We start from the raw sequence: 12,363 nt of genomic DNA, 5'->3' as shown, positions 1-12,363 counted from the left end.
CGTGAGTGGGTGGTCACGCGTCGCCGTACGGGTCCTGAGCCCAGGTGAGGACGCGGTCGACGTCGAGTCGGGTCCAGCCGATGGCCGGGTCGATGGAGACGAGCAGGGTGGGCGCCGGGCGGGCGGCGGCCCAGCGCAGGCCGGCCGCCGTGTGGTTGTCGTCGATCCAGGCGACGGGCCGCTCTCCGGCGACGAGGTCGACCGCCGGGACCTTGAGCTCGGGGTCGAACGGGACCGGCGGGAACTCGACGTACGGCAGCGGGCCGAGACCGAGGCAGGGCAGGTAGAGCTCGTTGGCGTAGTTGCCCCAGGCGGTCGCCCACCACAGCTCCCCGGCGGCGGCCAGCTCACGGATCCAGTCGCCGTGCTCCGGGCAGTAGCGCACCGGCTCCTCGCCCTCGAAGAGCACCCGCTCCAGGTGGCCGTCCGGGCAGACCGGCGCGGCGAACGGGTTCAGCACCCCGTCGAGGTCGAGCAGAAGCAGCGGCGACTTTCGATCCACGGTCCGACCCTAGCCCTCGGAGTGGATGATCGGATCGGGCTCGAACGATCGGGCACGCGGGGCCCCGGGGCGGCCAGTCTTGAGGGCGGAAGGAGGACCTCGTGATCGCAGCGCTGAACCGTCTCACCGAACTGGTGGAGGAACCCGGTGACCTGGACGTCGCCGTCGTGGCGAAGATGCTCGGCACCACCGAGTACCACCTGCGCCGGATGTTCTCGTCGCTGGCCGGGATGCCGCTGTCGGAGTACGTACGCCGGCGCCGGATGACCGTGGCGGCCGCCGACGTGATCCGTGGCGAGGAGGATCTGCTGGGCATCGCGGTCCGGTACGGCTACGGCTCGACCGAGGCGTTCGGCCGGGCGTTCCGGGCGGTGCACGGCGCCGGCCCCGGTGACGTACGCCGTGACGGTGGTCCTCTCCGCACACAACCGCAGCTCAGGTTCCGCCTGACCGTCGAAGGGAGCACCCCCATGGACACCCGTATCGTCGACCGCCCCGCGTTCCGTCTGGTCGGCCACGCCGCCCGCGTCCCACTCATCTACTCCGGCGTCAACCCGCACATCCAGCAGCACATCGCCGGGCTGCCACCCGAGGCGCACCAGCGGCTCAAGGATCTCAGCGACACCGAGCCGGCCGGGCTGCTGCAGGTCACCGACGACGTCAGCCCGGACGCCGCGGAGGGCACCGAGCTGACCTACCTGCACGGGGCCGCGATCGCCGCGGGCACCGCGCCGCCGGACGACCTGGACGCCATCGAGGTGCCGGCCGGCCGCTGGGCGGTGTTCCGCACGTCGGGGCCCTACCCGGCGGCGTTGCAGACGGCGTGGGCGGCGACCGCCACCGAGTGGTTCCCGTCGAACCCGTGGCGGCTGCGGCCGGGACCGTCGATTGTGGCCGTTCTGGAGCGGGCGCCCGATTTCAGCACCGCCACCTGTGAACTGTGGATGCCGGTGGAGCCCGCCTAGACGAAAGCCTAGGCGAACGCACGGTCGACGTCGCCGGGGGTCAGGCCGAAGTCGGACAACTGGTAGGTGTGCGCGGGCTTGGCCGTACCCCGCATGGTCTGCTCCTGGAAGGAGGCCATCGCGGCGCGCGCCGGACCGGTGAGCCGTACCCCCAGGCGATCGTAGATCGACTCGACGGTGCGCTGCGGGGACGCGACGAAGTCCTCGTAGCGCACGTCGATGAAGCGCCCGGGATCGTGCCGGGCCCGCTCGGCGCGGAATCGGCGCAGTCCGCGCGACCAGAGTTCGAGCTGTGCTCTTCCGGCCACCGCGCCTTCGAAGACCGTGGACCAGCCGGCCGAGGCGCGGGTGTTGAGGCTGCACACCGAGGCGATCGCGGTTCGCGGATCCCGGTGGGTCTGGATGATCGTGGCGTCCGGATAGACGCTGAGCAGGGCGTCCAGCGCGAACAGGTGGCTGGGGTTCTTCAGCACCCAGCGCCGGCCGGGGTCGTTGAGGCCGATCAACTGGAGGTTGCGGCGGTGCCGGCGATAGGCGGGCGTCCAGTCGATTTCGGACAGCCACCGCGAGTAGGACGGGATGTGGGCGGTGCACTCGAACGACACCGACGTCATCGACTGGCAGAGCAGCCGCCAGCACTCCTCCACCTGCTCGGGACCCATGTGGTGCACGCCGTCCAGCCCGGCGCTCCGGTAGGCCTCACGCAGGGTGACGAAAATCGGGTCGTCCGGCCAGGTCTCGCGGGGCGGGCGCGGCTGCGGGACCTCGGTGAGCCACAGCTCCGGGCCCTGGTGGGCGGGGTCGGCGGCGAGCATCCGGTGCAGCGCGGTGGTGCCGGTGCGCGGCAGTCCGGTGACGAAGACCGGGTTCGGCAGCGTCACGCCGGCATGTTCCGGAAATCGCCGCCACGCGGCTTCCGCCAGCAGGCGGGAGACGAGCGAGGCGCGCAACAGGCCGCGGGTCCGCTTGCTGCCGGCGGGGGTCAGGCCCGCTTCTTCGGCGTACGCGGTGAGCAGCGCCGACAACGCGGACCGGTGATCGTCGCCGGCCCCGAAGTCGTCGAGCCCGGTCATTCTGGTCGCCGAGGCGTGCAGGTCGTCGACCGTGCCGACGTCGGTGCGCGCGGTGGTAGTCACCAGTGGAACTCCCCGCAGTTGACGTCGAGGCACGCTCCGGTGATGCCGCGGGCCAGATCGGAGGCGAGGAACAGGATCGCGTCGGCGACCTCGTCGGGTTCCGGCAGGCGCCGCAGGTCGGTGCCGGCCGCGACCTCGTCGTAGATCTGCCGGGCCGGCACGCCGCGCTGGGCGGCCTGGAACTCGAACCAGGCGCGCAGCGTGTCCGCCCAGATCCAGCCGGGGGCGACCGAGTTGACCCGTACGCCGTGGGGGCCGAGTTCGCTGGCCAGGTTCTGCGCCGCCGCGAGCAGGGCCGCCTTGGTGAGCCGGTAGGGCCCGAACGGGCGCCGCGAATGGCGGAGCACCGCCGAATTCACGACCACGATGGAGCCACGCGTCTCGATCAACGCGGGCGCGACCAGGCGAATCGTCCGGATCGCGGCCAGGACGTTGATCTCGAAGCTCTGCCCGGTCTCGTCCAGATCGACTTTGCGGAGACTGCGCATCGGCGGCATCACGAAGGCGTTGTGCACCAGAGTGTCGATCCGGCCGAATTCCGCGATCGCCCGGTCGACCAGGTTCTGGACAGCCGCGTCGTCGGTGAGGTCGGTGGGCACGGCCAGGGCGCGGCCGCCGATCTTGGCGGCCAGCTCGTTCAGCGTCGTCTCGGTGCGGGCCGCGAGCACGACGTCGGCGCCCTGCTGAGCGGCCCGGAGGGCGACCGCCTGGCCGAGGCCGGGACCGACGCCGGCGACCAGCACCACCCGGCCGTCGAGGAGCATCGGCTCAGCCCAGCATCCGGGCCGCGGTGGCGGCCTGCCGGGCGGCGATCCGTTCCCGCCACGCCTCGGGGCCGACCGGCCGGTAGTGCGGCAACTGTTTGGGCAGGTCGTCGACGGCCATGATGTCGACCCGGGGCCCGTCCTCGCCGGTGAGCTCGCGGGACAGCCGCTGCCAGCGCAGTTGCACGTAGCCACGGCGGTGGCCGAGACGTTCCAGCCAGTTGGCGACGCCCGGGTTCCGTTCGCTCACCACGTACCGGATCATGCCGTCCGGGTCGATTCTGGCCTGGTCGCGGGTGAGGCTGGTCTGGTGGTTGACGTAGTCGAGCGAGACGTACCACATGCTGCCGAGCTGAATGCCCTGGTAGGGGGCGTCGCTGGCCGGGACGGTGATCACCATGGCCTGGTCGTCGTCCAGCTCGTAGTGGCCGGCCGAGGAGAACTGGGTGGTCAGGCCGCCGGGTGTGGAGCGGGGCGGGGTGAGCGTGTTGACCGGCAGGTTCAGGTAGAACCGCTCGGCGAACGCGAGGAAGGTGCGCAGGCGGCTGATCAGGATCTTGCCGGCCACGCCGTACCGCTTGGTGAGCGCATCCAGCGTGGGCGGTGGTGGGGCCGCACCGATCCGGTCGGCACGCTGGATGCGCAGCATCCCGGGCCGCTCTCCTGCCCAGTCGCTGAAGACCTCGCGGACCACCAGCATCCCGGCGCCGGGCAGGCCGGGGCCGAAGAACAGCCGGAAGGAACCGTCCGGTTCGGTGCGGATCTCCCGGTCGTCGAAGGCGGCGGTGCTGCCCGGCACGGTGATCGGTGAGTAGGCTCCGTCGAGGATCTGGAAGCTCAGGTCGACGGTGCTGCCGCGCTGCCCGGTGACCAAGTACTCGGCGTCGTCGCGCAGCCAGGCGTGGAAGTAGAGGGTGTCCGGGTTGTCCAGGCCCATCTTCGTGTACGGCCCGGTGGAACGGACGAAGTAGGGGAAGTCGCGCTGGTAGGCCCAGGCCATCTGCACCGAGGCGCGGATGCTGCCGGCCAGGTAGTCGTAGCCCTCGACGAGATCCTGCTCGTCACGGACGTGCGGGGCCGTGGTGATGACCCTCTCGGCCTCCTGGATCGCTTCCGCGAACGGTGTGGTTAGCACAGGATCGACGATAGAACTCGTTCTAGTTTTTGGTCAATCACCGATTGACTCCACACTCTCGGACACTCCAGTCTGGACGGCATGCGCGCGTACCGGATGACCGAGTGGGGCGCCCCTGGCCGGGCCGTCAGCGTGCCGGACCCCTCACCCCGGCCCGGCGAGGTGCTGGTCCGGGTCGCCGGGTGCGGACTGTGCCGCTCCGACCTCACCATGCGGCGGATCCCGGCGGCCGCGGGCGAGGCGCTGGGCTGGCGGATGCCGTTCACGCTCGGGCACGAGACGGCCGGATGGCGGGTGGACACCGGGGAGCCGGTGGCGCTCGTGTCGCCGTCGTCGTGCGGAGCGTGCCGTCACTGCGTGCGCGGGCAGGAGAGCGGGTGCCCGTACGGGCTGGCCGGGCGCGGCTACGGCCGGGACGGCGGACTGGCCGAGTACGTGCTGGTCGACGATCCGCGAGCGCTGCTGCCGTTGGGGTCGCTGGATCCGCGGCACGCCGGGCCGCTCACCGACGCCGGGGCGACGGCCTATCACGCGGTGCGGCGGGCGCTGCCCCGGATCGGGCCGGGCGGCACGGCGGTGGTGGTGGGCGCGGGTGGGCTGGGGGCTTTCGCGGTGCAGTTCCTGCGGGTGCTCACGGCGGCTTCGGTGGTGGCGGTGGACCCGTCTCCGGCGCGCCGTTCGTTTGCTCTGGAGATCGGCGCCCACAACACCCTTTCCGATTTGTCCGATTTATCGGATATTGACGTCGTGCTGGACTTCGTCGGCACCGACGAGACGATCACCGCAGGGATCGCCGCGGTGCGGACCGGCGGCGCCTTCGGCCTGATCGGCTCGGCGGGCGGCCGGCTCACCGGCCCGTGGTTCTCGTCGCTGCCCCGCGACGGCGAGGTGTTCACCTTCCAGGGCTCGACGATCGCCGACGCGCAGGAGGTGATCGCCCTCGCCGGGGCCGGCCTGATCCGCAATCAGGTGGAGGAATTCGCATTCGCCGAGATCGACGAGGCCTACACGAAACTGGCCGCCGGCGCCCTCACCGGACGCGCCGTCATCGTCCTTGAACAATTCGGATGAACGCCGCCGGGGATTCCATATTCGAATACATCGAGGGCTGGCATCCAAGCATCCGCCGTCGGCACTCCAACCTGGGTTACCTCAGCCCACACCTCCAACGGAACCCGGCAACTGCACTACCGGCATCCCGAGCAGTCCAGATAGAACCGAGATGTCGATGTCGTTTCGTCAAAACAGGGGAGGTCCAGGGCGCCCACGCGTCGTACGGCCTCCGGGCCCTTCCTCGGCGGGACCATCAGGTCCCGGTTTGGTCAGACCGCCAGGTCCTGGTTCGGTCAGACCGTCAGGTCCGCCCATCGTAGGACCATCCAGTCCCGACGTCAGTGGTACGCCAAGTTGCCGAAGGACCACATCCAGCTTTTCGACGCACCGATTCACCCCTGCCACATTGAAACTATTCCCATGAATGTCCGCGACAATATCCATGGCAATTCTTATTACAATCTTCGACCCGAAGGAATCGAATACATCGCTCGCTTGCATGATTCCGAAAGCCGACCTACGGGCAATAAATATCGCCTGATCCTTTTTGTTCGAATTTAGATTCCTACCCGGATGCGCCGCGGCCGAGAGGAGGGCGAGTCCATAGCAAAGTCCATGCCAATTGTCGAGAACGGGAGAGAACCTGTCTCCCGGCACCGAATCTGGAGATTGCCGCGCCAAGCCAGTCACCGATGCCGCCTCGACCGTCGTCTTGACGAACTCCTTGGTACCCTCCATCCCGAATGCCGCCAATACGCCACTGACCAACCCGTTGGCACGCTCAGCAAACAGAGCCCCAGCGATGGCTGCGCCGAAGGCTGCGGGAAGCACTTGCGCTCGCAGGGCAGCTATGCTGGCCGCAAGAAGACGCCGGCAAATCGAGCGATTCTCGACACTTCCATTCTCTTCGATCGAAATTTCGGTGTCATCGATCGTACGAGCGAGCCTCATCCGGAACGCGATGAGGTTCATCTTCGCCTGGGCAGTCGCGCGGCCGAAATCCCCTTCCTTCGTCATTGCGGCCTCTAAAGAGCCTTGCACCCACTCGACCCATCGCTCAGATGACGGCGGTGGTCGATACCCCAACACCGCCAGCAGTTCTGGTATCTGATGCGACAAGAGTTCTTCTAGTGCGATCCGATCGGTAAGATCCATTACCATTTCGCCAGTTTGGTATTCACTCAAGGCGAACCTGCTCCAGAGAACCTCGTTGGCAATGAGATTTTCCAGTGCCGAAATCAGCTTACGCCCGGCCTCGGTCAGGAATCGCCGTGCTTCCTGATCACTCCTCGCCAGGTCCTGTGTGGCAAAGAACCCGCGATAGCTTACTTCCGCCGCGCTCACGGCAGCCTCGAACCTCAAGGCGTCGCCCGCATAATTGGCTGCCTCTATGAGGTCGACAGCCTCATGGGCGCCTTCGAATTTGTCGTGCAACTTCCGCCCCGCACGCCGCCTGCGTTGCCATCGGCCAGAATCAGGTTGCTGATTGTCAGACGCCACCCGGGTCTCCTTCAGACGAACGCCGCCGCCCCGCAGCTGGGCCTCTCCTTCACCAAATCCAGCGGATATACGAATCCTCTCCATAACAAGCAGCCAGCGCAACGGTTACGCCGCTTGACTTATCAAGCCATTTCGGCGGTACCACGCGAGGTATCGCTCCACACCTGGCGGTGACCTGGGCCCGGGGGTCTGCTCACGGCAGGTCGTACCGTTCGTCGATGCCGCCCTTCCGGTCGTCGCGTGAGCGACGCGCCGCCTCCGCGAACGGCACCGCCAGCATCGCCGGCGCGACCACCGAGAGGCTCGACCCGTCCACGAAGCCCAGCGCGAGCGCGCCCTCCGGGTCGCTGACACCGACCGAGGCCAGGGCGGTCCGCGGGCACTGCCAGAGCAGCTCCAGCCGGGGCAGCGGCGGCGGCTCGGCCCGGCCCAGCATCCGGCGGCCGGCCAGCCGCAGGCGGTCGCGCAGCCCCGGCGGGCGGGCATCCGGCAGGCGGGCATCCGGCAGGCGGGCATCCGGCAGGCGGGCATCCGGCGGGCGTGCATCCGGCGGCTCCGCGTCCGCGGCGAACAGCAGCAGGTGGGCGTCGGTCAGGGCGAGCGCCGCCGGGGCGGCCGGGTCCGGCAGGTGCCGGTCCATCTCGGCGGCCGTCCCCTCCAGCGCGCGGGGTGGGCTCGCCGTGGGACCGGCGCCGCCGAAACCGAGCCGCCCCTCCAGCGCGCCTTCCCACCGGGTGATCCGGGCGATCGTCGACAGACCGGACTCCCGGGCGACCCACAGCGCGGCGTGGAGCATTTCACCCGCGTCCAGATGCTCACCGACCCGCAGCCTCAGTTCGCTCTGCCGCCGCGCCACCGGGTCGACCTGCCGCATGGGGACCACTCCGAGTTTCGAGGTACACGGACAACGGTGAAGCCGACCCCAATCTTGTCGTACCCCCGGCGCATCATCGACGGAAACCGGGTTGACCTCAACCTCAGGTCAGGTGGGAGGTTCGCATCATGAGCATGGATTTCGCGGCCTGGAATGCGATGTATCACCAGATGAACCAGCGGGAGGACAAGCGCCCGTTCTCCCGCGCCACGTTACGGCGCATCCTGGCCCTGGCCCGGCCACACCGGCGTAAACTCGCCGGATTCCTGCTGCTCAGCGTGGTGACGGCGATCCTCGCGGTGGCCGTCCCGGTGCTCGCCGGGCAGGTGGTCGACGCCATCGTGGAGGGCCGGGAGTACCGCCTGGTCCTCGCCCTGGCGGTGGCGATCGCGGTGATCGCGCTGCTGGAGGCGGGCCTCGGTCTGGTACAGCGGTGGTTCTCGGCGCGGATCGGCGAGGGGCTGATCCTCGATCTGCGGACCCTGGTGTTCGACCACGTGCAGCGGATGCCGGTGGCGTTCTTCACCCGCACCCGGACGGGGGCGCTGGTCAGCCGGCTCAACAACGACGTGATCGGGGCACAGCACGCGTTCAGCGAGACGCTGTCCGGTGTGGTCGGCAACCTGGTGGGGCTGGCGCTCACGCTGGTCGTCATGATCGGGCTGTCCTGGCAGATCACCCTGCTGTCGTTGCTGCTGCTGCCGGTGTTCGTGCTGCCGGCCCGGCGGGTCGGCGGGCGGCTGGCCGGCCTGGAGCGGGAGGCCGCCGAGCACAACGCGGCGATGAACACGCAGATGACCGAGCGCTTCTCGGCGCCCGGGGCGACGCTGGTCAAGCTTTACGGCAACCCGTCGGCCGAGTCGGCCGAGTTCGCGGCGCGGGCCCGCCGGGTGCGGGACATCGGCGTGCGCACGGCGATGGCCCAGTGGACGTTCCTGACCGCGCTCACCTCGGTGTCGGCGGTGGCGATCGCGCTGGTCTACGGGCTGGGCGGCTTCTATGCGCTGCGCGGCTCCCTCGACCCGGGCGCCGTGGTGGCGCTGGCCATCCTGCTCACGAGGATGTATGCGCCTCTCACCTCACTGGCCAGCGCCCGGGTCGAGGTGATGAGCGCGCTGGTCAGCTTCGAGCGGGTCTTCGAGGTGCTCGACCTGAAACCGCTGATCGAGGAGAAGCCGGACGCCCGCCCGGTGCCGGACGGGCCGGTGGCGGTGGAGTTCGACGACGTGCGGTTCGCGTACCCGTCGGCCGACAAGGTGTCGCTGGCCTCGCTGGAGGAGGTGGCGACGCTGGACACCCGCGGCGGCGAGGAGGTGCTGCACGGCATCTCGTTCCGGGCCGAGCCGGGGCAGATGGTGGCGCTGGTCGGGTCGTCCGGGGCCGGCAAGTCGACGATGGCGAGCCTGCTGCCACGGCTGTACGACGCCGGTTCCGGTGCGGTCCGGCTCGGCGGGGTCGACGTGCGTGACCTGAGCGCCACCTCGCTGCGGCAGGCGCTCGGCATGGTCACGCAGGACGGTCACCTGTTCCACGAGTCGGTGCGGGCCAACCTGATGCTGGCCCGGCCGTCGGCCACCGAGGAGGACCTGTGGGACGTGTTGCGCCGCGCCCACATCGCCGACCTGATCGCGTCGCTGCCGGACGGGCTGGACACGGTCATCGGCGAGCGCGGCTACCGGCTCTCCGGTGGGGAGCGGCAGCGGCTGACCATCGCACGGCTGCTGCTGGCCCGGCCACGGGTGGTGGTGCTCGACGAGGCGACCGCCCATCTGGACTCGACATCCGAGGCGGCGGTGCAGGCGGCGCTCGGCGAGGCGCTGTCCGGGCGCACGGCGGTGGTGATCGCCCACCGGCTGTCCACGGTCCGGGCGGCCGACCAGATCCTGGTCGTCGAGGACGGCCGGGTCGTCGAGCGGGGCACCCATCCGGAGCTGCTCGCCGCCGGTGGGCGATACGAGCAGCTGTACCGGACCCAGTTCAGCGAAGGGCAGCCGCCCGCCGTAGCGCGGGGGTGATCAGCTTGCGGGCCAGTGCCGGGTCGCCGCTGTCGGTCTCCCAGCCGGCGTCGGCGACCAGCACCACGGCCCGGCCTTTGCGGGCGACCACGAGGTAGGTGTGGTGGGTGATCCACTGGTCGACGTGCTCGAAGGTGTCGCTGTACCGCAGCAGCAACGAGTCCGGGCCGGCGACACCGGTGGCCTCGATCCGCCAGGCGGTACCCTCGCAGACCTTGAGGACGGAACGGAGTTCACGCAGGTAGCGGCGGGCCTCGCCGGGACGGTAGACGCCGACGTACTCCATCACGGCGTTCGGCGCCCGGTCGGCGTCGATCACCGCGGTGACGGCGCGCTCGGCTTTGGCCTCGGGATAGTCGCCCTCGCACGGCTGGGGTGGGCGAAGCCGGACCCAGCTGTCTCGGTCCACCTCGAGTGGGGCGACACCGCCGAGGTCGTCGGGCCCGAGCATGGCCCCGTCCGGAATCGGGCCCGCCACGCCTCCGGGCCCGTGGCCACCGCCGGGCACAGACCCGTGACCGCCACCGGGAGCAGGCGCAGACCCGCGGCCGCCGTCGGGATCGGGCACAGACCCGCGACCACCGTCGGGATCGGGCACAGACCCGTGGCCGGCAGTGCCGCCGGCCACGGGGCCGGTCGCGCTGCCCTGGCCGGCCGGGCCGGACTGGGCGCGGATGCGGGCGGCCTGCCGCCATCGCGCTTCACGGGTCATCCAGTCGGGAATGTCGGCGGGCCCATCGTCCGCCGGCCGCTGCACGGCGACCAGGACCGGTGGGGCTTCGACCGGAGCGCCTTCCCCGAACCCGGCGGGCCGGGCCGATGCCGGCGCACCCGACAGAGTGGTCACGCACACAACGGCCGCGAACAGGGCGAACGATCTCCGAATGGTCTGCATGTCAGCTCCAACGAGCGACGACGGTTACCGCTTCTCATCATCCGCCGTGCCACCGGCATCAGCGGCATTTCCGCCCATCGCGGCCGAAAACTCACCCCACCGGCGGAGGCCGCGCGATCCGGTGCCCGCTCCCAGCCGAAGCCCCGGTCGCGGTAGCCACATACGAAAGCCGCCGATCGCGCGCTCGATCGCGCGGCAGCCGCACACGAAAAGCCGCCGATCGCGGCAGCCGCACACGGAAGCGCTGATCGCCGTAGCCGCACACGCAAGCCGCCGTGCGTGCGGCTCCCGCGACCATCGGCCGCGTGGGCGATCACGACACCGCCATCGTGTGCACCCACCCACCCAGGCCAAGCCGCGACCACACACGAAAGCCACCCGTCGCGGCAGCCGCACACACAAGCCGCCATGTGTGCGGTCCCCGCGACCATCGGCCGCGTGGGCGACCACGACACCGCCATCGTGTGCACCCACCCACCCACCCAGGCCAAGCCCCGACCGCCGGGCGGATCTGCCGGGCCCGCCTCACCCCCACGAGGACGTTTCAACTGCTAGGTTGAAACGACAGTCCGAGCACGAACCCACGAGCCGGATCGAAACACGCGGCCAGAGCACGAACTCACGAGCCCGATCGAAACACGCGGCCAGAGCACGAACCCACGAGCCCGATCGAAACAACCACCCAGCCGGATCGCAGACGCACGAGCCGATCCTGAACCCACGCAGCCAGATCGAGAGAGGACGCCCAGGATGACACTCGCCGAACTGTCGCCCGCCGAACGGCACCGCGAGATCGCCGCCGGCTTCACCGCCCGCGTGACCGGCGCGCAGGACTGGGACGCCTCGGCCCCGGTCGCCGGCTGGACCGCCCGTGACGTGGTCCGCCATCTGGTCGAGTGGCTCCCCGGCTTCCTGGCGTCCGGCTCGGAGGTCACCCTGCCGCCGGTCCCGTCGGTGGACGCGGACCCGGTCGCCGCCTGGCAGGCGCACCACACCGCGGTCCAGGCCGTCCTGGACGACCCGAAGACCGCCGACCGCATCCTGACCAACCCGCACCTCGGCGAGCTTCCCCTGGATCAGGCGATCGACCGCTTCTACACGACCGACGTCTTCATGCACACCTGGGACCTGGCCCGCGCCACCGGCCAGGACGAGTCCCTGGACCCGGTTTACGCCACTCTCCTGCTGTCCGGCATGGAACCGATGGACGAGATGCTCCGGGCTTCCGGCCAGTACGGCCCGAAGGTCCCCGTCCCCGCCGAAGCCGACCCGGTGACCCGCCTGATCGGCTTCATCGGCCGCAACCCGGCCTGACCCACCGCCCGCCCTGGCTGTCTCAACCCCCGGCACAGCCCTGACATCCACCCGAATCCGGTGGCCCGCACGGCGCCGGCGGCCGTGCGGCGGCTAAAGCCGCCCGGCCAGGCAGGACCCTGGTGGCCCGTGCGGCGCCAGCCGCCCGGGTCAAGCCGTGCGGCGGCTACAACCGCCCGGCCAGGCAGGACCCTGGTGGCCCGTGCGGCG

The 12,363-nt window shown here is 70.2% G+C and carries 11 protein-coding genes; 4 read left to right on the top strand and 7 right to left on the bottom strand.

From position 1 onward, the window contains the following. Nucleotides 1-13: 13 nt before the first annotated feature. On the bottom strand, nt 14-502 hold the full coding sequence (locus tag IEZ13_RS18810) for a hypothetical protein (protein WP_183219485.1): 489 nt from the start codon (nt 500-502) through the stop codon (nt 14-16). Between the two features lie 101 nt (nt 503-603). Here IEZ13_RS18810 and IEZ13_RS18805 point away from each other — a divergent pair, with 101 nt between their 5' ends. After that, nucleotides 604-1,467 carry an AraC family transcriptional regulator gene (locus IEZ13_RS18805; protein WP_183219483.1) on the top strand — a complete coding sequence of 288 codons (864 nt, stop codon included), beginning with the start codon at nt 604-606 and terminating at the stop codon, nt 1,465-1,467. A gap of 8 nt (nt 1,468-1,475) precedes the next feature. Here IEZ13_RS18805 and IEZ13_RS18800 read toward each other — a convergent pair whose 3' ends face one another. Genes IEZ13_RS18800 through IEZ13_RS18790 form a run of 3 tightly spaced genes read right to left on the bottom strand, consistent with a single transcriptional unit; the run spans nt 1,476 to nt 4,502 of the window. Continuing rightward, on the bottom strand, nt 1,476-2,540 hold the full coding sequence (locus IEZ13_RS18800) for a sulfotransferase family protein (RefSeq protein ID WP_183220123.1): 1,065 nt from the start codon (nt 2,538-2,540) through the stop codon (nt 1,476-1,478). Between the two features lie 59 nt (nt 2,541-2,599). Then, entirely contained in the window at nt 2,600-3,367 is a 768-nt protein-coding gene (locus IEZ13_RS18795; protein WP_183219481.1) for an SDR family oxidoreductase, read from the bottom strand. A gap of 4 nt (nt 3,368-3,371) precedes the next feature. Further along, entirely contained in the window at nt 3,372-4,502 is a 1,131-nt protein-coding gene (locus tag IEZ13_RS18790) for a hypothetical protein (RefSeq protein ID WP_183219479.1), read from the bottom strand. A gap of 81 nt (nt 4,503-4,583) precedes the next feature. On the opposite strand from IEZ13_RS18790, the gene IEZ13_RS18785 reads away from it, so the two are divergent. Further along, nucleotides 4,584-5,573 carry an alcohol dehydrogenase catalytic domain-containing protein gene (locus IEZ13_RS18785; protein WP_183219477.1) on the top strand — a complete coding sequence of 330 codons (990 nt, stop codon included), beginning with the start codon at nt 4,584-4,586 and terminating at the stop codon, nt 5,571-5,573. A 168-nt stretch (nt 5,574-5,741) separates the two neighbouring features. Here IEZ13_RS18785 and IEZ13_RS18780 read toward each other — a convergent pair whose 3' ends face one another. Both IEZ13_RS18780 and IEZ13_RS18775 read right to left on the bottom strand, forming a co-directional pair. Further along, entirely contained in the window at nt 5,742-7,055 is a 1,314-nt protein-coding gene (locus IEZ13_RS18780; protein WP_183219475.1) for a hypothetical protein, read from the bottom strand. Nucleotides 7,056-7,248: 193 nt separating this feature from the next. After that, on the bottom strand, nt 7,249-7,929 hold the full coding sequence (locus tag IEZ13_RS18775) for a hypothetical protein (protein ID WP_183219474.1): 681 nt from the start codon (nt 7,927-7,929) through the stop codon (nt 7,249-7,251). 128 nt (nt 7,930-8,057) lie between these two features. On the opposite strand from IEZ13_RS18775, the gene IEZ13_RS18770 reads away from it, so the two are divergent. Continuing rightward, nucleotides 8,058-9,944: an ABC transporter ATP-binding protein gene (locus IEZ13_RS18770; RefSeq protein WP_183219472.1), complete on the top strand. Its 1,887-nt coding sequence runs from the start codon at nt 8,058-8,060 to the stop codon at nt 9,942-9,944. Here IEZ13_RS18770 and IEZ13_RS46605 read toward each other — a convergent pair. Next, a complete protein-coding gene (locus tag IEZ13_RS46605; RefSeq protein ID WP_229794785.1) occupies nt 9,907-10,839 on the bottom strand; it encodes a hypothetical protein in 933 nt (310 codons plus the stop codon). The genes IEZ13_RS18770 and IEZ13_RS46605 overlap by 38 nt on opposite strands. Nucleotides 10,840-11,589: 750 nt before the next feature. On the opposite strand from IEZ13_RS46605, the gene IEZ13_RS18760 reads away from it, so the two are divergent. Then, nucleotides 11,590-12,153: a TIGR03086 family metal-binding protein gene (locus IEZ13_RS18760; protein WP_183219468.1), complete on the top strand. Its 564-nt coding sequence runs from the start codon at nt 11,590-11,592 to the stop codon at nt 12,151-12,153. Nucleotides 12,154-12,363 lie beyond the last annotated feature (210 nt).

The sequence above is a fragment of the Actinoplanes campanulatus genome (assembly GCF_014647795.1).
GTDB lineage: Bacteria > Actinomycetota > Actinomycetes > Mycobacteriales > Micromonosporaceae > Actinoplanes > Actinoplanes campanulatus.
Note: the sequence above shows the minus strand (reverse complement) of the source record. Positions and strands in the feature narration are given on the sequence as shown.

Excerpts from the sequence above, each read along its gene's own strand:
- IEZ13_RS46605 (WP_229794785.1), bottom strand. The coding sequence starts at position 10,839 with ATGCAGACCATTCGGAGATCGTTCGCCCTGTTCGCGGCCGTTGTGTGC.
- IEZ13_RS18775 (WP_183219474.1), bottom strand. The coding sequence starts at position 7,929 with ATGCGGCAGGTCGACCCGGTGGCGCGGCGGCAGAGCGAACTGAGGCTG.
- IEZ13_RS18785 (WP_183219477.1), top strand. The coding sequence starts at position 4,584 with ATGCGCGCGTACCGGATGACCGAGTGGGGCGCCCCTGGCCGGGCCGTC.
- IEZ13_RS18800 (WP_183220123.1), bottom strand. The coding sequence starts at position 2,540 with ATGACCGGGCTCGACGACTTCGGGGCCGGCGACGATCACCGGTCCGCG.
- IEZ13_RS18760 (WP_183219468.1), top strand. The coding sequence starts at position 11,590 with ATGACACTCGCCGAACTGTCGCCCGCCGAACGGCACCGCGAGATCGCC.
- IEZ13_RS18770 (WP_183219472.1), top strand. The coding sequence starts at position 8,058 with ATGAGCATGGATTTCGCGGCCTGGAATGCGATGTATCACCAGATGAAC.
- IEZ13_RS18795 (WP_183219481.1), bottom strand. The coding sequence starts at position 3,367 with ATGCTCCTCGACGGCCGGGTGGTGCTGGTCGCCGGCGTCGGTCCCGGC.